This is a genomic window from Pirellulaceae bacterium (assembly GCA_029243025.1).
GTDB lineage: Bacteria > Planctomycetota > Planctomycetia > Pirellulales > Pirellulaceae.
Genome location: JAQWSU010000017.1, coordinates 25867 through 47140 on the forward strand (window position 1 = coordinate 25867; position 21274 = coordinate 47140).

The 21274-nt window shown below is 52.7% G+C and carries 11 protein-coding genes, 1 pseudogene and 1 riboswitch; of the genes and pseudogenes, 5 read left to right on the plus strand and 7 right to left on the minus strand.

Annotation, left to right across the window (positions count from 1 at the left end; translation table 11 throughout):
- The first annotated feature begins 328 nt into the window (after positions 1 to 328).
- Positions 329 to 2326 carry a S9 family peptidase gene (locus P8N76_07130; protein MDG2381430.1) on the plus strand — a complete coding sequence of 666 codons (1998 nt, stop codon included), beginning with the start codon at positions 329 to 331 and terminating at the stop codon, positions 2324 to 2326.
- 661 nt (positions 2327 to 2987) lie between these two features.
- Positions 2988 to 3269, plus strand: coding sequence for a hypothetical protein (locus P8N76_07135; protein ID MDG2381431.1), 282 nt, complete (start codon positions 2988 to 2990; stop codon positions 3267 to 3269).
- A gap of 67 nt (positions 3270 to 3336) precedes the next feature.
- Here P8N76_07135 and P8N76_07140 read toward each other — a convergent pair whose 3' ends face one another.
- Together P8N76_07140 and mntR are read right to left on the minus strand one after the other, a co-directional pair.
- Positions 3337 to 5337 carry an amidohydrolase gene (locus P8N76_07140; GenBank protein ID MDG2381432.1) on the minus strand — a complete coding sequence of 667 codons (2001 nt, stop codon included), beginning with the start codon at positions 5335 to 5337 and terminating at the stop codon, positions 3337 to 3339.
- Positions 5338 to 5705: 368 nt separating this feature from the next.
- Positions 5706 to 6122: a manganese-binding transcriptional regulator MntR gene (gene mntR, locus P8N76_07145; GenBank protein MDG2381433.1), complete on the minus strand. Its 417-nt coding sequence runs from the start codon at positions 6120 to 6122 to the stop codon at positions 5706 to 5708.
- 133 nt (positions 6123 to 6255) lie between these two features.
- Here mntR and P8N76_07150 point away from each other — a divergent pair, with 133 nt between their 5' ends.
- A complete protein-coding gene (locus P8N76_07150) occupies positions 6256 to 7320 on the plus strand; it encodes a DUF1559 domain-containing protein (protein ID MDG2381434.1) in 1065 nt (354 codons plus the stop codon).
- Positions 7321 to 7323: 3 nt separating this feature from the next.
- The gene (locus P8N76_07155; GenBank protein ID MDG2381435.1) at positions 7324 to 7638 is read left to right on the plus strand and encodes a hypothetical protein; all 315 of its coding nucleotides are present in this window, start codon (positions 7324 to 7326) and stop codon (positions 7636 to 7638) included.
- Positions 7639 to 8428: 790 nt separating this feature from the next.
- Here the strand turns inward: P8N76_07155 and P8N76_07160 are convergent.
- Both P8N76_07160 and P8N76_07165 read right to left on the minus strand, forming a co-directional pair.
- Positions 8429 to 10909: a DUF1592 domain-containing protein gene (locus P8N76_07160; protein MDG2381436.1), complete on the minus strand. Its 2481-nt coding sequence runs from the start codon at positions 10907 to 10909 to the stop codon at positions 8429 to 8431.
- Between the two features lie 4 nt (positions 10910 to 10913).
- Positions 10914 to 12143, minus strand: coding sequence for a DUF1552 domain-containing protein (locus P8N76_07165; protein MDG2381437.1), 1230 nt, complete (start codon positions 12141 to 12143; stop codon positions 10914 to 10916).
- A 463-nt stretch (positions 12144 to 12606) separates the two neighbouring features.
- Here P8N76_07165 and P8N76_07170 point away from each other — a divergent pair.
- Positions 12607 to 12771: pseudogene (locus P8N76_07170) on the plus strand (transposase).
- Positions 12772 to 12823: 52 nt separating this feature from the next.
- Here the strand turns inward: P8N76_07170 and P8N76_07175 are convergent.
- The 3 genes from P8N76_07175 to P8N76_07185 form a co-directional block, all read right to left on the minus strand.
- Positions 12824 to 13933 carry a linear amide C-N hydrolase gene (locus tag P8N76_07175; GenBank protein MDG2381438.1) on the minus strand — a complete coding sequence of 370 codons (1110 nt, stop codon included), beginning with the start codon at positions 13931 to 13933 and terminating at the stop codon, positions 12824 to 12826.
- 924 nt (positions 13934 to 14857) lie between these two features.
- A riboswitch (SAM-I-IV-variant riboswitch) is annotated at positions 14858 to 14963 on the plus strand.
- 860 nt (positions 14964 to 15823) lie between these two features.
- Positions 15824 to 19819: a lamin tail domain-containing protein gene (locus P8N76_07180; protein MDG2381439.1), complete on the minus strand. Its 3996-nt coding sequence runs from the start codon at positions 19817 to 19819 to the stop codon at positions 15824 to 15826.
- A 1239-nt stretch (positions 19820 to 21058) separates the two neighbouring features.
- Positions 21059 to 21247 (minus strand): hypothetical protein, encoded by a 189-nt coding sequence (locus P8N76_07185; protein ID MDG2381440.1) that lies wholly within the window; start codon positions 21245 to 21247, stop codon positions 21059 to 21061.
- Positions 21248 to 21274 lie beyond the last annotated feature (27 nt).

Consider the following 21274-nt stretch of genomic DNA (forward strand, 5'->3'; position numbering starts at 1 on the left):
GGCAGTGTCACCGTATATCGTTAGTTTCCCTCGAATCTCCGTCCCAATCAAGTCAGCCCCGGCAAAGACAAGGAAGACGCCCGCCGAGCGAGTTCGACGAGTGAGATGAGATAAATCGGGTTTCCCAAGGTGATCTCCGTCGCTGTCTGAAGCCCTATCGATTACCACATATTGGCAATGTTGGTATGATGTCGAACGAGTTCACAATCTATAGACCTTGATTCCTCTTTCCTTACCATGAGATCTTTCAATCAACCGTACACTTGCTGCGTATCTACTGACAACTCTGTCGGTCAGCTGTGTGACCACTAGCCTGAGCTTTTCCCTGATGAACGAATGCAACGCAGATACCAAGTCCCCCTTACTCGATCGGGATCTCTTTTTTGGAAACCCGCAGATTTCGGGCGGGCAGCTGAGTCCGGATGGCAGGTTTATTTCGTTCATGAAACCGTATCAGGGCATCATGAACGTCTGGGTCAAAGAGTTTGCAGAGCCATTTGACAAGGCTCGCCCGTTGACGGACAGCAAGCGACCTTTGTACGGATATACGTGGACGGAAGATGGCAAGTACATTCTGTACGTAAAAGACTCAGACGGCGACGAGAATATCAATCTGTTCGCTGTTGATCCTAGCGCCAAACCTGCCGCCGGCAAAGAGACACCAGACTCGCGAAATCTGACCCCGCTGAAAGATGTCACGGCACGGATCATGCATGCGAGTCAGAAAAATCCGGATTTGCTGTGGGTGGGACTGAATAATCGAGACCAGGCATGGCACGATCTTTATCAACTCGAAATCTCCACAGGCGATTTGACACTGGTCTATCAGAACGACGATCGCATCACCGGTTATGAATTTGACTGGGATGACAATCTTCGCTTGCTGAGTCGAACCGATCCTGCGGGCGATACGACCCTATTGCGTAAAGACGACGAGAAGCTGGTCCCCATCTATGAGACTTCGGTCACAGAGGACGCGATGGTCCGGGGATGGGATCCGAAAAATGAGAACCTTTACCTGGTCACCAACAAGGGTGACCTGGATCTGCAGACGCTGTTCAAGATGAATCCCCAAACAGGGGAACTGGAACTCCTGGAAAGCGACCCGAAAGAGCGAGTCGATTTCGGCGGCTTGCGAATGGACCGAAACACTCGGGAGATCATCTCCACATCCTACACTGACGATAAGACTCAATATTACTGGCGGGACAAAGATTGGGAGGCGAACTATAAGTTCCTGCAGCAGAAGTTTCCCGGTCGTGAAATTGCCTTCCAGAGTGCAACCAATGACTACAGCAAGTTTTTGATTACCGTGCATGGCGACAAACATGCGGCTGAAGCCTGGTATTTCGATGCACCCGAGCGCAAGTTGATCCATCAGTACACGCCTCGCCCGGAACTCAAGGACGTCGAAGAACACCTGGCCCCGATGACTCCCATTCGCTATGCCAGCAGTGACGGCCTGAACATCCCTGCTTACCTGACCGTACCTGCGGGAGTTGAGGCGAAGAATTTGCCGGTTGTCGTTTTGGTTCATGGAGGCCCTAAAGGGCCACGCGACTCATGGGGCTATAGCGCTCTGGTTCAATTCTTGGCCAACCGCGGCTACGCCGTTCTGCAGCCCAACTTTCGCGCTAGTGGCGGATATGGCAAGAAGTTCCTGAATGCGGGCGACCTGCAATGGGGCAAACTGATGCAGGACGACATTAGTTGGGGCGTCAAATATTTGATCGAGCAAGGCATTGCTGACCCGGATCGCGTGGCGATCATGGGTGGCAGCTACGGCGGATACGCAACTTTGGCGGGACTTGCATTGACGCCTGAACTCTACGCCTGCGGAGTCGATATCGTTGGCCCCAGCAACATCTTCACGTTGCTTGAATCGATTCCTCCTTACTGGGAAGCGGGGCGAGCCTTTCTGTATGGCATGGTCGGAGACCCAAATACAGAAGAAGGCCAGAAACGAATTCGAGAAGCGAGCCCACTCTTCAGTGCGCACAAGATCGCCAAGCCACTGCTGATTATCCAAGGAGCTAATGACCCGAGAGTGAAACAAGCGGAGGCCGATCAGATTGTCATCGCGCTACGAGATCGGGGTCACAAAGTCAGCTATCTCCTGGCGGATGACGAGGGTCACGGCTTTGCCAAGCCTGTGAATCGCATGGCGATGTATGCCGAGATCGAGGCTTTTCTTGCAGAACAGATCGGTGGTCGGCATCAAGAGGACATGCCGGAGGACGTCTCCGAGCGACTCGACCAAATCCGCGTGGACGTGAACAAAGTGACGTACGAACCGGCCGAAGAATCAAACTCGAACACGGAATGAGACCCTGTCGACCAGGACTCTCACCATGAAACGTCGTTAATTCCTTAAAGCGGGCGCAGCGATCGGTGCGGCGACTGCTGCTCCTGGGGTGCCAACTGCATCCCTGGCAGCGCCAGACGCTGGCAAAAAATCACAGATTTAAGCTGGAGTATGCCCCTCACTTCAACATGTTGAAGCATTCAGCCAATGACGACCTGATCGACCAGCTTAAGTTCGCGTCCGACCAGACTTTTACCGCATGGTAAGACAATGGCATAAAGAACCGGCCGAAGCATTGGCGATGTGCTGGCGGAAATGATCGACCAGGAGAGGTTTTGCCGAGTGTTTGACGACGACCCGACTGGCAAAGCCCCCATAAAACCCGATCCTACTGATCCGGCTGGCTAGGATCGTGCACCTGGGTTGAAACTTCTAGAACTTCTATTTGTTAAAACTTTCGAGAGATCGCAGATCTTCTAAAACGCTTCGCGGACCTCAATCTCGCTGCTTGAGAGCCTGCAAAATTTCTTTTGCCCCACAGCATATTTCCCTGCTGGATTGCTTACCAGCAGCCAGCATCAAGAAGAGCTCCCCCTGCTTGATACGTTTCGAATCTTCTCCGCTCACCGTCGCTCGATTTCCGGCTGCATTATCAGGTGTTTCAGGCCGATACCCGTGATGCATGAGGCAGTTCTGTTTAGAGGTACCGAAGCCCGAAAATTCGCTGGGGAAAATTCATGGTGGCAAGTTCAGTCGCCTCGAGCGGTTCGGTTCGGTCGATTCCCACGAAGCCTTTCGGCGAATTCTTGCCGAGTGGCCAGCAGCCAACCAGACACCCCAAGAACGAGAGCATGCCTCTTTCTTTGATCGACTGACACTCGGGGAGCCGCTGCGCGACAACTGGGGCTTCATTGAGACATGCTTTCGAAGCAATATTGGAATGCCGAACAAGGAACTGGCGTGAAGGGAGAACACCAGGCGGCAATTTGAAGCTAAGTGAACGACAAGCAGTCGATGCGACCGTGGCAAATTTATTGGCCGGTGTGAAGCCCCGACAAAAGGGCGTGAATAAGCGGGCTGCCACAAGAGCAAGAGCGATCGGAACGATTTTGAGTGATTGAGTTGATCGACCACAATGAAAGCGAGCGGCCGCTGCTTTTAATTTGCCGTTCGTGCGCGGCATTCAGTATTCTGATTCGGGCAAGCTCCCCTTGTCGTGAATCGACCGGGCGTTGGATGGCTTGTTGATTTGAGCGTTGTTGAACGGGCAATACGCGACCTTCGTTCACAGTGCCCCAGACGGCAATGTCCTTGATCTTCAGCGGGTCACAGGTGACAGGGTTGTCTCCAAGAATTGTGAAATTTGCCAGTTTGCCAGAGACAATACTGCCAATTTGCTTTTCCAGCTTCAAAGAGTACGCAGCCTCGAGCCTTACCGCTCGTAGTGCCCCGGCCCGGCTGACACGCTGATTTTCTCCTGCCACACGGCCGGACGTTGTGATTCGGTTCACACCACACCACATGAGGAACAAAGGATCTGCCGGAGCCATTGGCATATCCGAATGGTACGAAAATGAAATCCCAGCGCGTTCAACGTCGCCCATACGCACCATCCGATCTGCCCGTTCGGGACCTAACCCAACTTCGCTGTAATTGTCAGCGAGAGCTCGCACGTAATACGGATTGGCGCTAACAATACAGCCCAGTCGTTTGATCCGATCAACTTGGCCTTTGGCACTGACCGCGAAGTGCACGATGTTCGTGCGATGGTCGTGGCGAGCATTGCGACGGAGGTTCTCTTCCAAAGTGTTTAAAACCCGATCCAGTCCGGCGTCTCCATTCACATGAATGTGAATTTGGTAGTCGGCGTCCCAATAAAAACGAAAGGCTCGTTGAAAGACGGCTAGATCCGTCATCCACTCGCCCTCGTGCTCGTCGAGATAAGGGTCACGAAGCTTCATGAGTTGGGAGTAAATGGCACCGTCGGCAAAGAGCTTGGCCATCCTTGGGGATTGGCTGGTCATACCTTCATACCAAGACGAGAGCTTCTTCGATTCTTCCAGTACCTGTGCGTCGTCGTCGTACTTGTCGCACATCGTTTTTCCGTCGACCATGAAGGTCCAACGGAACGGCATGGTCGACGGCGAGAAGACGGCGTTCACGCCATTCTGCACGGGCTTGACGAGAATACCGCCGGGTTCGTTGCCAAAGGTGATGCCTTTCCCGTGCATGAAGTCCCGAGCAATTTCGAGCCCATTCTGCAATTTTTCCGGGGTAGCGATCATCGTCGCAAGATTAGTAGCGATTGCGGCAAAGAAACCCTGTTCCCAAAAACGACCTTCCTCGAAGTTCGACTGTTGCTTCTGCGAATCCGACCAGCCGGCGACCAGTTCTTTCGTGATGCCGGCCGCCTTCAGCGCCGGATCATTCAGGATGATCTCACGGCAGGAACGCGCCCAAATCAATACCGGTCGGGTTTTGCTGATTTTGTTTAGCTGCTCGCGAGTCAACTTGCCGTAGAAACTCGGATGATAGCCCCAGGATACGAGCGGTTCGTCAGGGTCTTCCAGCATCTCTTCCACCGCGGCGAGACGTTTCATGAAGTCTGCTTTATCCTTGACGGCCGGTATGGTCTTGGTCGGCAAGATCCAATCTTCGATGGCGAGAACCTCCGCAGCCATGGTCAGAGCGGTCAGGACCGGATGGTCGTGCTGCGCAATAAATCCAGGGACGATCACTTTTTCTGCGAACGTCTCATCGATCTCGAACTCCTGATCGCCGGCAGCCGCTTTCAGTGTTTCCAGCGTTCCTGTTGCAAGAATTCGATCTCCTACAACCGCAACTGCCTCGGTCTTAGGCATCGATGGGTCGAGCGTAATGATTTCTTTCGCGACGTAAATCGTCATCTTGGGGAGACGCGGCGATGCCACATTTCCAGCAACATCTTGAAGCGTTGATGGTTGAGCCCAGCCAACACTCGCGGCCATAACAACGATGCCTAGACTGGAAATTCGCAAGTTAGCTTGCATCATTGAAATCATAATTGAAGGTGGGTAATTCGCAGGTGTGAATATGTTCAGCTCTTCCATCCACGAAGGTCATCTCTGCTGATCGACGTGGCGTCAAAGCCTGCCCAACACCCTAGGCTGATCGAAAATTTAAAGCAATCGAACGGACAATTGCAAGTATTTTGTTGCTTCGAATTTGCTAGGCCATACGTCGTGCTTGCTGCCGTTTTCCTTCGACGCATCGGTTACATCGATCTCTGAGCACATTCCTTGCCCGCCATGCTAGGCTTCATTACGGCCGCGACGTCGTTGGCACTCGGCCTTCACGCAGGAACCGATGGCAAAGCGCGCCGATCGTCCAAGGAGAATCGAAATCGCAAGTCAATCTCGCGTTACTGGTCAATAAACCGATGAAATGCCCGGAGAGTTTCCTCGCTCACGTGATGCTCGATCCCCTCAGAATCCAACTCGGCGACGTTGCGACTGATACCTAGCGCAAGCAGAAACTGCAGCACGGTTTCGTGTCGCTTCTTCGACCGTGCGGCGAGCGACTCGCCTTTCGCCGTAAGCCGAAGTGGCGCGTAGGGCTCGGTGTCCACCAGTCCTTCCGTTCGTAGCCGAACGACCGTCTTGGTGATCGTCACGTTGCTGACGCCGAACAGTTTGGCGAGATCACTGCCCCGGCAGACTCCCCGCTCCTGGATTGTTTCGGCAATCGCCTCCACGTAGTCCTCTGCCGTTTCCGAGGCGTGGTCCTTGCGAGTGCGGCGATAAGGGCGGGATTTGTTGGGCTGCGGTCGGTTCATCATTTTTTAAATCTATCGGATCGGCTCCGGTGCCGCGAGCGGTTGACCTGGGTTTAGCCTATGCTAAAATCAGGGCCTGTCAAGTTTAACCAAGGCTAAACTTTGGGTGCGCGGCTCGAATCGAAGGAGTTTTTCATTGGCCACCAGATTCCAAAAACACGGATTTACGCTGATTGAACTGCTGGTCGTGATTGCGATCATAGGACTGCTGATTGGATTGCTACTGCCGGCAGCAAACGCCGCGAGAGAATCGGGGCGGCGTGTGCAATGCGTGAACAATCTGCGTCAACTGGGCATTGCGATTCAGGCCTACGAAAGCGCGCGTCGCAGGCTGCCGCCGGGATACGTTTCGAACTCGACGACCGCGCCCCCACCCGCGACTCGCGACCCCAACACATGGGACGCGCCACCAGGCTGGGGCTGGGGCACGTATCTGTTACCTTATCTTGAGGAGTCCGGACTGGCCAGTTCCATCGACCTGGCCCAGCCAGTGTGGTCGCCGCGGAACGCCGACTTTGTCCGTCAGACCGTTCCCACCTTCCTCTGTCCAACCGCATCCGGGGGGCACGAGCCGTTCGTGGTTCAAGACGAAGCTGGCGAACCGCTGTCTATCGAGGGTCGCACGGTCACGCTGGGGCGCTCTCACTATGTTGCCAGCCATGGACAGGAATCCTGTTGGGGCGAGTGCGGCGCGAGTTCGACGGGTATCGTGTTCACGAATATCTACACCAGCGCGACTCGCGAGATCACCATCAATGGCGACGCAAGCCGTGTCGCCGACGGTCCGTTTTATCGAAACTCTCGCACAAGAATGCGGCACATCAAGGATGGGATCTCCAAAACGATTTTCCTGGGAGAGCATTCGTCGAAACTTAGTGACAAGACCTGGGTGGGCGTTGTGCCCGGTGCGTTCACTCATCCACGTTTCTCATCGCCAGAAAACGGCCCGGATGCGGCTGCCACGCTGGTACTCGTGCATGCCGGACCATCCGGCGGGGAGCTTGACATCACGGGTTTTCCAATCATTCATCCCGTCAACTTTCCGACCTATCACGTCGGACAAATGTTCTCCGAGCATTCGGGTGGCGGCAACGTTTGTATGGGAGACGCGTCGGTCCGATTCGTGACGAACGAAGTCGATCTGATTGTTTGGGCCGAATTTTCCAGCATCAATGAAGGTGAAGTAACAGGAGACCTTTAATTCATGCATACGAACAATTACTCGATGTTTAGATGGGCATGCGGCTGCCTGCTAGTGGGGATCGTCGGCTGCGGCGGCTACGATGAAGTTAGTCCAACGGCATACGAGTATGCCAAAGCGCTGTATTCGGTTACGAATCGTAAGGCGCAGGACCGATTGCCCAGTGTCACTGATGGGATCCAAACATCTCTAGAAGACGGAAAGCTCACGGATCGGGAAAACGCTTGGCTGATCGACATCGTCCGCAAGGCGGAGGATGGCCACTGGGAAGCGGCAAATCGCGCTGCTCGCCAGATGATGGAGGATCAAGTGCGATAAAGCCGCCGCGTGGAAGACTTGAAGGCGCGACCTGGCTCCATAAAAATCACTTTGGAATCAGGCTGTCAGCGTTTGAATACGCGAAGAGGATCGAATCGGAAATCGGTATTCCGCCCACCGTTGATTGAGGAGTCAGCCTGTACGATTGTTTTCCCTGTTTTCATCGTGATACCCGATTGTGAAAGCTGATCCGCGCGATCTCGAGTTGTCGCCAATTTGACTTCAAAACCTTGCGTGAGTGCAAAATCGTATCAGGCTAGCGAATTGGGCGGTTGGGCATTGCTTTTGCGGCACGATCGGCGTGAATTGACAAAGTAGGATTGAGCGTTGAGAAAGATCCTCATGCGTCTTCAGACGAATTCATTGGACCGTCAAGCTACTCGACTCACCAAGGCAACACTTTGAGCCGCATCGGAGAGCTGCAAATCGACTCGCATCGGCGGGGTCGATGCGGACTTCTCACGAAAGTGCAAACGGTGATTTTCTTTCGCGATAAACCCTCTTTGCAGCCATCGCGGAATTACTTACGGAATCGAGAAAATGTGAGCGGTGTTGTCGATTTGATCAGGTCGTTCAGCCTATGGAGTTTGCTTCCTTTTTGTTTGATTATTTTCAACATCCTGGCTGCGGCCGGTTTCCTTGCCCGGTTTGCTTGATTGTTCCACAGGCAAAATTGAACGTGTGCGATGTGGGCGCTTCGACTCCACGAGTGAACGTGACCGGACCCCGGAAACAAAACCGCTAACTGGAGCCAGTGTTTCGATCTCGAATCTGTTTTGATAGCTCATTGTTACCGTCTGATGAAACAGTCTGACGAGACGATCGCTAAGAGAATGTCGCGCAGTCGGAAATCGGTATCAGCGGACTGCTTGTAGAGCGAGTCAAGGTTTTCGCGATCGCGAAAAGTGAGCTGGCGTGCCATTGCATAGGACAGCATGTTCTCCACGAACGTTCGGGAAAACTTGTCTTCATCTTCCAGCAAGATGGTTTTCAGACCTTGTGGACCCTCGAAGGCTCGGCCGTCCATATGAACGGTTCTCGTATCCACAGGAAAGCGTTCGGTTTCATTGCCGTCGTTCTTGCTCGCGGCGGAATAGTTGCTCACGTCAGCGTACTGGTCCCGCCAGCGTCCGATGACGTCGAAGTTCTCCAAAGCAATCCCGAGGGGATCCATCTTCTTGTGGCAGCTATTGCAGCTGACGTTCTCTCGATGCGCATCGATCGTCTGTTTGATCGTCTCCGTTTGCGTCGGTGGTCTGAGTGCTGCGATTTCCAGGTTTGCTGGTGTCTCCAGATGATCACCGTAGAAGCTTCTCAGTACCCACGCGCCACGATAAAACGGATTGGTGTATTGCCCGTTGTTAGTCGTCATCAGCATGAATCCGGCCTGTGAAAGAAGGCCTCCGCGATATCGATCGTTATCGCCAAGTATCACCTTGGAAAATTCCGAAGTAATCTCTTTGGGCCTGTAGTCGACCGGTGATATTTTACTTGCTCCAGCTCTCTTGCTCGGCTGCGCGACCGGGTGACCTTCGATCCGATAAATGTAGTTCAGCTCCGGTGTGATCATTACAAAATCGGAATCGATAAAGTTCAGCAGGCTCAGATTGCCTGACAGCACTTCCTTGAAAAACTCCACCGGTTCTTCTTTGATCTGATCTCGGACAAGGTCAAATTCATCAACCGTGAAAATGTTCACGTCCGGTTCGATGATCTTGAGCTTTTCAAGATCGAGCCATTGATGAACATAGTCTTCGGCAAACCGATCAGCTCTTGCGTCCTGCAGCATTCGGATCGTCTGCTCGCGTCGAACTTCGGGATCCTTCAGCTTTCCCTGCCTCGCCAATTCGAAAAGCGTCTCGTCGGGCAAGGAGTTCCACAGGAAATACGACATACGTGCAGCGATCGCGTGTTCATCCAGCGGCCCCGACGCACCTTCCTGCTTATAAAGGAAATTCGGGGAACATAACATTCCGCGAATGCCTGCTTGTAGGCCGGAGTAGATGCTTCGACCCAGGGCGAACTCTTTCTTCGCATGGACATCGACTTGCTGCATCTCAGCGTCAGAGACCGGACGACGAAACAGTTTTTGTGCAAGCCGCTTCAGAATGGGCCGGCATGACTCATAGTCAGCAGAAGCATCGATCTCTTTGCAATAGGTTTTGTAGAAAGGCGTCTGCGGTGGCCAGAACTCGTACACTGGCCCCGTGATGGTCGCTTCCTCAATGCAAAACATCCGCTGAGCCCCGCCCCGTTGGACCGAATTGCATCTCAGAACGATCGTGTCATCGGAGGAAAGCCGCGTCGTGAACCCTTCCCTAAGATCGAAGTCCTGCCAGGCAGCATTTTTTGGAATCACAGTAACAATGCTTTGTCCTACTCCCGAGTTCTTTCGCAGGAAGTAGCTCATCGAATGGCCACCTGATGGCGTACCGTCGATATCGTTATCTGAAACGTCCATGACCGCAGGCAATCTTTCTTCATTACGGCTGCCGGGAACAAACTGAGCCGTGATATAGAATCCTTGTGGAACAATCCGATAGACACCGTTCGTCCTGACTGACGGATTGATTTTTATTTGGTTGGCGGGAGACGCAAAAACCAGCGGGCGCGAATCCCGTTCAAGGGATGGGGCAAACCCATTCGTATCGTCTTTGTGACTGAGCGAATCAATATCTGTGTTCTTCGTTGAGTAGACAACGACGCGTGGAGTAGGTTTGTCGCTGACGATAGTCTCGGCGATCCGGTTTGCAACATTGAAGTATGTCTCCATATCAACAACGGACATGTGCAAGTTGTCGGCATTGTTATCAAAGCCAGCGTCGATGTTGTCGAGTGGCAGTTGGTCGAGCAGAGAGAAGTCTGTGCCAAAGACATCGTTGACGGTGTTTTGATACTCAACCCGATTTAACCGTTTCAGCATTCCCGGTTTTTGCTTTTCCGCAAGCACGTGCAGTTGATTGCGTAAAACCTTCTGCAGAGCCCTGGCCTGGTCGGCTTCTGGATGTTTCGCCGCCTCTTCCGGCGGCATCTCACCACTCTCGATCGCCGTGTAAACACCTTCCAGCAGACTTGCGTCTTCCCATCGCTGCAAGTCAATTTGATCCAGGCGAAGGCCGGCTTCCGACGTTTCCTGGCCATGGCAGGAGACACAAAAGGTGCCGAAGAACTGCTGTGATTGCTCACGATCATCCGCACGACAACTCGAAGCACGAATTCCTGCAATCAGCGACAGCAAAACAACCATTTTCGTGATCTTGTTATTCAACATAATTTTACAGCTGAATGATCTTCTTGCTATTGCCGAACTGTTCTCGCTGGATACCGAATTTCTGAAGTATCGACAGGTAGATATCGCAGGTTGTCTCGCCCTTACGCATGATATGGCCACCGTGATTCTCGAACTGTCCGCCCGCGACGAACACAGGAATTTCGTTCCCGTTATGAGGCCCCATTCTCTGACTCACACTGTTGTTACCTGTGGCGACGGTGACGGTCTCATCCATCAGGGTTCCGTCGAACTCACCTTTTGTACTGGCGAGCTTATCGTAGAAGTTGGACAGCAGTGAAAAGAACGATGAGTCATACTTCGTCAGGCTGGTGCGTGCGTCCGCGGTTTTTGGCACGTTGTGCGTCGTGATGTGATGGTCATTATCGAGCCCCACCATATAGAAATTGACCACGCGCGTGATATCGAACCTGAAGGCCTTGTAGATCATGTCGAATGCAATGCCGCGTTGAATCTGACGTGGGTTTTCCAGGAATCGTTTCTTGTCAACGTCGGTAGCAAGGAAGTTATTCTCGAATTGAGGTGCGACCGGGAATTCGACATCCTGGCGAGGATTACTGAGCCACTCGATCGATGTCTTGAGTTCCTGTACCGAGTCACGCAACGCCGCGAAATCCTCCTCCAGTCGCTGGCGGTCTCGGCCCGACACGCGCGTCATCAGAGCTTTCGCTTCTTCGAGAGAACCGTCAAGGACACTCTTTTTGTGGGCCAGTAGTCGTTCCTCGGTTTTTCTGTCGGTCTTGGCAAAGAGAGTTTCGAAGAGCAGCCTCGTTGATTGAATCGGCGTTACAGGCAGCCTGTTCCGCCACGATGCAACGATGTGGTGATGAGCATGGCTGATGAAAGTGACAACATTTCTAACGCGGGTTAAGTGGCCAATGTGGTCCGCAACAATCTGGTCCAGTGAGTCCGGGTTCGTTGTGGTATTTCCGACAAAGCATTTGTGGTCGCGGACATGGTCTCCGCCGAACTTCATTTTCGAGTAGAGCGTGAAATGGTCTCTGTGCTTTTTCAAAGGCTCCATGTGTTCGCTGAATGTGTAGTCGGCACCATCGGTTTGCGGCAGCACGTCCGTGAAAAAACCGTAGCCCATGCTGACACAGAAAAGCCGTTTGGCTTCAGCTTGTTCCGGGGCGGAGCGATTCTGCCCAAAGCTCTCCAGTGCCGGCAGGAACAGCACACAGCCAGCTGACTTTAGAATCTCACGACGTTTCATCAAGTTCGCCCTCTCCATTGGGTTGCAAAAGCACTGTGGAACCGCTGCACTGTTGAACCGCTGCACTGTTGAACCGCTGCACCGCAGGATTACCCGAACTATTTTAGTCAATCGCGAGTCATATGTCTTTATGTACAAAACGTATCAGACAAAACAATGAAAAGCCCTTATAGAGGGTATTAGTGTCAGTTTTAACTTTTTAGCGTCATTTCTTTATCCACGTTACTGAGTGGAGACGCAGCCGGAACGAAGAAACATGGATGAAAAGACTCGGGTGCGGGAGGTCGATAATGCAGCGAACCAGGTGGTCTTGATCGGCCCCCCTAAATGAGTCCACGGGATAATTGAAAATGTTATCCTCTGGTCACAAGTTAGAGGGAGAAAGGATGTCGCCAGGAAAGAAGTACAAGCCAGAAGAAATTCCCCCAAGCTCCGCGAAGCGGAGGTTCTGATGTCGCAGGGGATGACGCAAGATCTGGCGGCCAAGCAGATTGGCATATCAACACAAACGCGGATCCGTTGGCGAAAGGAGTACGGCAGCCTGCGAATGGATCACGCCAAGCGGCTTAAGCAGTTGGAACAGGAAAACTCTCGTTTGAAGCGATTACTAGCAGAAGCGGAACTGGACAGGGCCAGCCCGACTGTTCCGACTGAGCTTCATCCGCTTGTTCGACGGCGGACTACTTACCGCCTAATAAACGCGCCGTATCGTCAACGTATTTTTTGCGACCATAGATATCAACGGAGCGATAGGGCTGACCAGAGTCAAAGTTCATCTTGGTGAGATCAACGCGACGGATATCTTGGCTGTCGTAGGCGCGATAGTAAAAGTGTTTGTTCGCAAGGTCGGCAACCGTAATCCACGGTGTGAATTGAGTTGGTGGACCTTCTCCGTCCCCGGCACCGCGGTCTCCGCCAAAAACGACAACGCCGGGCACTTGATCGACCGTATTAAGCAGGTGAATTGCCTGACTGACCGCCGATTCTGCGTTGTCTGGTTGTGGGGCATAGTGCTTTTGTACAGCCACACGCACGTAGCGACTGGGAGACGTAAAATCACCAGGGAGCCCACGCAAACCTGAACCCAAAGCCCAACCAGCTTCCTTCAGCACCTCGGGAGCCTGCTGGGTGGCGGGGTTGAGATTTGAATAACAGCGTAAATTCGTAAGGTGAAAGTCGATCGATGGAGAGTTACACATTACGCCGATTCGGGAGTTGTCGGTGATCGTTAACGCACCTTTTACATACTCGATCACAATAGATTTTCCGGTTGCATCCGTAACGGCCCAATGGAACGGAAGAACCATATTCATCGATTCGTTAAATGCCCCCCAAACCACGATAGAGCGAAGCGCCTCGGCAACCTCGTCGGCTGTGGAAAACTTGGACAATGCCCAGCCGCACAGATCGTAATTTCGCAACGCAGGTTCTCCCGCCTTCGGCTTAGGATAGGATCCGTCGACGAACCAAAGCGTCGAGACATTGAGCCCCTTTTCGTTTATCCCATCCGAATACAAATGTTTTCCATGATGTGACATTGCGACAAAACCGTATTTACTCTGCCACGCCGTAGTGATGGCACCATCGGGAGCGGTACTTTCAAAGGACGTGCCTCGAGGCACAAGATCCAGTCGTGAAGCAACTTCATTTCCAAATTCCATGGATCTTCCGACTACAACCGAACCATCTTTTGCCTTCTGAAAAAAATAGGTACAAGCGAGTAATGGTTCACAGCACATGGCGATCACTAGCAGAATCACCGTCGTTTTAACAGCAATGCGGACATTCATGGATGATTAGCCTCAGAATTTTCTTGGGATTTATTTGGCGAACTTTATAGAAAACGAACCATTCAGTTCGAACAAAACACAGATCAAAGAACCCGGTGCATCACCAGATCGGCTCCGGTTCACCGTTTCCTCATGCTATCCCAAGGCATCGACAGGATCCATGCCCCGCCAACCAGTTGACCGCACATCCGACCCAACGGAAGCAGAAGAAGGCCGCCGGAGTGGGCTCGGACGACCTTCGTCAATTGTCGTACACCTCCGAGGATTCCGAGGTTGCGAACAGTTTGTCCGACGACATACACGCAAATGACTCGTCGGATTGTTCGTCATGCGGCAATGCATCCACACAGGCAGGCACATTTGAAAATCTCTCAGATAATCCTGACAGCTCCGAGCTGATGACTCTCTTGGTTTATCTCGATGCAATCGGGCGAGGGAAAGTACTCAGCGTTGTTCGAACGATCATCCGAGAAACTGATTGAGTCGAAGTAGCTCCGGAAGTCAAGGACACTGCTCTATCAAAGCTAGATTCTCCTAGCTCCGACTAGCTGTACATCATCTGGATCACGAAGCTTATTTTTCAGATACGGCAGTAAACCTTCGACCGCCGCTCGGATTGATCGTTTCGATTATTATTAGCTGCCTCCTCCCACGCCGCCGAAAAACTTTCAAATCAGTTTTTGACAACTTGCCCGAGCCATGAAGACTAGTTAGGCGTTCACACATCGTGAGAAAACAGCGACATGCCACAGAAGTTCGTTCAAGCCACTGCCCTCTAACGATCCATTTGTCTCTCACGATTCCGGCTGGTTTTGCGATCGAATCTAAAACCTTGGAATTCCGCTAAATATTTAAAGAAATGTGAGAACCCTCGGGCGGCTCGACCGTCTTATGGGCGTAGGCTGCATTGAGAACGTCTGCCGCAAACAGCATGATGAGTTGGGAGCTTTCCCCTCCAACCTGCCCGGTCCGGGTAAGGTGGAATCCGTTCGATGCGGACATGTGGCCACAGGCAATCCTTCGGACCCGCTTTCGGCCACTTCTGGCCCGCGTACGGAGTCTCTGACTGCTGATTTGTTACTCAACAGAATACACACATCAACACCAGAGGTAATTTAGTCATGAAAGTCTCCGCACTACGAATTAGCCGCCGCAACTTTATAGCCGTATCAGCGATCGCCTCGCTGCCGGCGTCCGTAACTGCCCCAAGCACTGCGCGGCCGCATTTTTTTGCCTCCGAGAAAATCAGTAAAAAGGTCGTGATCAGACAAGTTGTCTTCCGCGGCAAACATCCCGTCATGGATAATCCCCACTTGCGCACGCGAACGCAAGTGGACCGATTGGTGGAGAAGGCCGGTAAGCTTCGCGTCGCGTCCAATATAAAGCTGATGGCCCGATCTCATTCTCTAAAACAGCCCATTTCGCCGTCGGAATAGGTCGCTGCAAACAAACTGTTAATCGCTTGTTGCTTGTTAGTAACTGCTCAAGTTTTGCAGGAAGACTAATGCGATGATACGAGCTGCAACTCATCAATCGTTTTTGAGATCGACCATTTTGGGAGGGGTTGTTATATGAAATACAGACAAACCTGAGGGAGAAAAGGCAGGATCATGTCGCGTATCGATCCAAGAACCCGGTGCATCACCAATTCGTCTGCGGTGCACCGCTTTATGATCCGTATCCCAACCCATCGACAGAATGCACAAACAACCGGTTGACCGCACACCCGACCCAACTGAAACAGAAGAAGAAAAAAGGCCGTCGCCGCTCCAGTCACCTTGTCGCCAACTTGCAGGCTGGCCAGTCTCAAACAGCCCACTTTAAAAGATTCCGACGAAGTCTTTTGTGCTGAATTAACCGTTAAGATTCGAGCAACGAAAACCCAAGGCATCAACCAAGGCTTCTCATGCCACCGCCCGTTTTGCGTTTTTCTAAATCCAACGCCAACATGGCGAATACGGCGTCACTCGCTTGTGCTTCTTCCGCGGCGGCCACATAGGAAGCTTGCTGAAAAACGAAAACAAAGTCCCGTGTGGTGAAGTCTCCATCGCCATCCCAGTCGCCCTCTTCAAAGGTCGCATTGTTGAGCGTGCCATCCTCGTACTTGCCCAACTGGAAGACCAGCACTAAATCGGAGGAATTAAAAATTCCGTCGTGGTTTGAGTCACCGGGGAGTGGCAGTCCTGTAATTCCCGGCGAGCCACCTATTTGCGAACTCGCACGCCAAGCCTGAGCTGAATCGTAATTGATCCTTGCACCGAATTCGTCGACGAGCTCCAACGAAAACCCACCACCGTCTGTCGATGGATGCCAAATGTCCTCGTAGGTGAATTGCTGAATCCGATCCGCGTTGACGAATAAACTAAGCGGTTCCCCCCCGTTGGAGAGTTGCCCTGACCATTCCCCCGCGATCACGATATCTGTACCGTATCGCTGTTGGAACGCCGCGACGTTCTCCACGACCACAAGTCGCTCGTTGCCAGCCAATTGGGCCACGGTTCCATCCGCAAAGTTAAACGTCACACCACCAGTGATGGCAGTCGTGGTCAGATCAACCATTTCTTCCGACACGTTGAGGATTTCCAAATACTCGAAGTCATTGCGATCGAAAAATCCGGCCGCCAGATCTTGCGGGGTTGGATCGGCTGGGTTGTAGTGGATCTCGGCAATTCTCAAACCGCCACCCACGGAATTGGTCGGCGCGCCTGGGGTAAACTCAACGGGAGCAGACCAGTGACTCCATCGCCCTGTTGAGTCTTGGTGCCGAACGCGAGCTCGGTAGGTTTGGCCTACGACAACTTCGTCAGCGGGCAGTTTCAATTGCGGATCGAGTGGATTAAGAACGCCGCTCGTCCAAACAGTATCGATTTCGTAAATCCACGGTTCTGCAGCGTCATAGGTGGGAGTGGTGGGATTATGGATTTGTCCAAGTCGCAATTCCACGGCTGCAAATGTTTCAGCACCCTGTGCGTCTTGATATTCACTGCTCCGGAAGACGAGATCATCCGCAGGAAATCCGTCCGCACCTTCGTACGCCAATATCGGAGTGTTAGGAATCATCGAATCGTCCGCAAGCACGGCCAGTTGCCCGCCCCCGAAACCGTCCTTGGAAATGAACTGCTTGACCCAATTCACCATGCCCTCGAACCCGACGGGACTGATTGCTCGACGGACTTCGCCCGCCGCACCGTTGCCTGCGGGATATTGATAGACCTCGTTATAGAAGGCACCACGATGCTCTCCGTTGGCTGGCGATCGCCTGACCCGAGGGTTGTGGTCCCATTGAGCGCGGTCGATTGCGGCGAATACTTCGACATACCGAGCGTATTCTTCAACGACCAGCGATCCTTGCTCGTTATTCAAAAGCAGGTCTTGTAGTTCACGCGCGCGATTCTGAAACTCAATTTCAATTTCCTTGTACTTCAGCGCCTTGCGAAACTGTTCTAAAGGCGACGCATTTTGTACGCCGTCAGGACCCCAGCGGTCGAATTCTTCGTACAGCAGGTCAACGTCCCAGGGCAACATCGACCATTTTTTTGTCTCGGAATTGAAATACAGCAAACTGTTTTCACGGTCACGGATATCCGAGTGATTCAAAGCCTCTACAACACTTCGGTAGCTATAATATCCATCCAAATCAACGTTGGTACGCCACCATTCAATGGGCTGTACTGTTCGAAGGTTATATCCAGTACGCCGCGAAGTAAACGCATTCAGGTCTGACAGGTCGTCCGGCAATCCGAAGCCATGGCTTTCGAGTTCGCTCGCTGCATTCTGCATCCGGAAAAGATTGCCTTCTGGCAGGTCATGCGATTTAAGGAAGTCACTACTTGGGTTTTCAAAAGCGAGGTAGAGCCCCCAAAGATCGCCACCGTATTGGTCGGCATCCGACGCTTCGTGAACGGCATCAACCACCCGCAATTGAAACGCGCTACTGTTTGGAGCAGCTACACCGGCCATGTTGAATAGTCGAAACGCAATCGCCTCATCCAGACCGGCCAGTCCTCGACTCGCCGGAGCCCACGGAGACGCGGCGGTGCCAAAATTGAGGGTGCGCAATTTTTCGGGCCACGGGTTGCCGTACTGGTCAAAGCCTTGAAACTCGTGACCGCGATTAAATTTCAGTTTCCATTTATTTTTGCCGGTTACGTAAGTCGAATTCTGCCCCCGAATTCGATAGCGAATATGGTCGTACACCTTGTTCCCGACGACCAGCGTCCCTTCAAAGCGAAACTCATCAGTGTTGAACCGTGAATTGTAATTGCTGTCCGTGACATCCGACTCGCGCGAGATTAAATGAAATGCGGGCAGCGATCGTGTCACGTCGGTCGAGTAGGTCACGGGCTCCGTTGTTCCGGGCCGGTCTGCCCCAGTCCATTGGGGGATCCCATCGTAAACGAAGTAGGCAAAGTTTGACTGGACATCGTCGGCATGGGGAGTCAGTACGGAATTCCCTTCCGCGTCACTCGCTGCAATGCGGTAACGCACCAACCGACGATGTGTCTGCAGTTCGGCAGGAAGGATCACCGTGTAGATACCGTCCTCCGCGGTCGCGTCTGCTCCTGTTCCGTCATCCGACATAGGGAGGTCGGTCCATTCAACTTGATAACGGGTATTCGATTGCGGTATGTAGTCGCCCGGGTCTACGAGCTGATACTGAACGGATACGTTTGCGACTCCACCTGGGTCCGTCACCTTTGCCGTCAGCACAGCGTCGACACCGGCCGAGGGTTGCGAAGGTTCCACGTTGACCTGACGAATTTGTGGCGGCGCGTCCGTGGAATGGACGCTATTCATCAAGCCTGGTGTGGCACGCCCCAAGATGCTGCCACCTGCTGACCGCCAGCTGCCGCCCAAGTCGTTATCGAGCGAAGGATGAATCAACTCCATCGACGGACCATCTCCGCCCGCCGCAGTGGGCCATGGAAAACCAACTTTGTAGGAAACTGTGTCGACAAGTTTCCCGGCGTTGTCCCGAAGCGTGATGCGTTCACCCGAATTCGACAACTTGCCGTCGTACTCGCCGTCTGCTGTATGGAATTCGACGTCAGATTCGAATTCGAATAAAAACGAGCCCGCACCGTACTGATGCTGATGAGCGTCAGTGGTACCGGGAAATTCGTTCGGGTTGTCGCCAAACCTCGAAGTCCCAACGAACGAAATTCGGCCACCGCCGTCGTTGACCGTCCCAGCCCCTTCTGCTCCCCCATTCAGCAACCGTTCACCGACGCCGTATCCGGAAGCGACTATCGTGTACGCGCCGGCATCAAGATTCAGTGCCTCTGACAGCGGTTTGAACCGAGAACCGCCGATCAGCTCGCCCGGCGAGTCCGCCGTAAACGTCAGTGCCGACAAGATCGACACACCTTGATCGTCGCTCGGAAGATTTGGCGTGTCGGCCTCATTTCGCGACCAGAGTTGAATCGTGACATCCAAACCGAAGCCATCGGAACGACTGTCAAACGCAGCTAAATGGGTGACAGCGATCGGATCGTTAACAACGAAATCCATCCCAACCGCACCACCAAAATTCTGTCGGCCTCGACTCCCTGCCTCGATTTCATACGCGGCAAATGGGCCCGATCCGATATCGAACTCGGCAGAATAGGCTGTCGCGTCTTCCGCAAGGACGAAGTATTCACCTGGCTCGATGGACGTTCCCGTTGGAAATTCGTATGCGACTCCGTCAGAAAATCGCCATCCCGATACGTCAGCCGCCTCGTCTCCCGCATTGAAGAGCTCGACAAATTCCGAAAGGCTCTGATTGCCCAATGGATTATGGTGAATCTCGTTGATCACAATGTCCGCCGCCAAAAGGCGACGGGACTCACAGAGCTCAACACGGAGATGCCGCACGGTCCGTTTCTTGCCCAAATTAATTCGCATGCCGTCCTACGCAATAAATGCGGAACGAAAAACAGCCCACCTGAAAAGTGGACTGTTGTCGTCCTTCTAACCAATTTTTCGAACGACGAAACATTACGGCGCTCGCCAGCGAGCCAATCCGACCAAGGTCAAGACGGTTGCCCGCATGTTGCACTCTCTCGCTCAACACAATTCAAAGGATTAATCCGAAACACCAGTGTAGCCAATCGTTTGCACCGGCATATCACAAAAGCGGCGAGAATCATGGTGCATTCCCCGGCTTCCTCGCTAGTTCAATCAAACACTTGAGAATCAGATTCTCGTTTTTCAGATGACAAGCACCGTAGAGTCCCTTCCAACCATAGCAGTGGGACTGTCTTGTTTGTCCCCTTTCGACGATTTTGACAGCGAGTCTAGTAGGTTCACGCTTTTGATCACCGATAGCACGGCGGAACGCCACGCCCGCCACGAATTTGTCTCCGCGGCGGTAAGTATGGAAACGACGCGTGGTTCGATTTTGAAAAGTACGGTTCGGTGACTGTGGATGATTGTTCGGTTTGAGGGCAAGCAGACAAACGCGATCTCGTTCACAAACCAGGCAGGCTCTGTTCTTCCGGCTTCGGCTACGCCTCAGCATCCAGAACACAGCCGCATTACCAACCCCGATTCTCTCACTCAACTTGGCGCAAAGACCGGGGGGTAGTCACTTCGATGATGCTCCCGTTCCCCAATGAACGAAGAGTGAGTTTTCGTCGTGTTTTGCAGTCTCAAAAAAGCAGTGGGCGATACAGAATTCGAATCTGTGCCCTCTGCGGTGTGAACCGGTCTGAAACGCATCCACTATACGAAGTTTTTTGCGATAAAAAAAACGCTTAACCATGCAACGAACCGATGCAATCTGTGGCATTGTTTTTAGTATTTGTTGTACGCTAATCAAAACAAATGAGTAGATGGGCGACCGAAATTTCGGCTCCACGTCCACTTGCGTACTGCAGGAGGAAATGGCGGTGCTATTAGCAGCATTACCTGATCAATGGACCACATCCGTGCATTCAATTTATCCACGCACTCGTCTACTCGAATATCAAATACAATAGCGAGAATGCAACATCCACGTTTCAATTATCATACCGACCTACAACCGCAACACCGCTCTTAATGATTGCATTAAGTCACTCTGCCGACAGACACTTACCGTTGACGAATATGAGATCATCATTGTGGATGATGGGAGCGATAATCCAGTCGATTTGGGTGAACTCATCGAATCACTTGAATCACGGGTGAAACCGTCGATTCGAGTGATTCGGCAAGCAAACACTGGTCCGGGGCGGCTCGAACTCGAGGCATCAAGAACAGGCTGCCGTTAGACAGAATCTCGAGCAGCATGAGCACGCCAATCAGAGCGACCTGCAGGAAGGCGTTGCGATTCTCGAACTGGCAAATCAAGCGGCAGAGCTTTTCGAATTCCGTCCC

Coding starts and splice junctions, on each gene's coding strand:
- P8N76_07130 (MDG2381430.1), top strand. CDS start 329: ATGAACGAATGCAACGCAGATACCAAGTCCCCCTTACTCGATCGGGAT.
- P8N76_07135 (MDG2381431.1), top strand. CDS start 2,988: ATGAGGCAGTTCTGTTTAGAGGTACCGAAGCCCGAAAATTCGCTGGGG.
- P8N76_07140 (MDG2381432.1), bottom strand. CDS start 5,337: ATGATGCAAGCTAACTTGCGAATTTCCAGTCTAGGCATCGTTGTTATG.
- mntR (MDG2381433.1), bottom strand. CDS start 6,122: ATGATGAACCGACCGCAGCCCAACAAATCCCGCCCTTATCGCCGCACT.
- P8N76_07155 (MDG2381435.1), top strand. CDS start 7,324: ATGCATACGAACAATTACTCGATGTTTAGATGGGCATGCGGCTGCCTG.
- P8N76_07160 (MDG2381436.1), bottom strand. CDS start 10,909: ATGTTGAATAACAAGATCACGAAAATGGTTGTTTTGCTGTCGCTGATT.
- P8N76_07165 (MDG2381437.1), bottom strand. CDS start 12,143: ATGAAACGTCGTGAGATTCTAAAGTCAGCTGGCTGTGTGCTGTTCCTG.
- P8N76_07175 (MDG2381438.1), bottom strand. CDS start 13,933: ATGAATGTCCGCATTGCTGTTAAAACGACGGTGATTCTGCTAGTGATC.
- P8N76_07180 (MDG2381439.1), bottom strand. CDS start 19,819: ATGCGAATTAATTTGGGCAAGAAACGGACCGTGCGGCATCTCCGTGTT.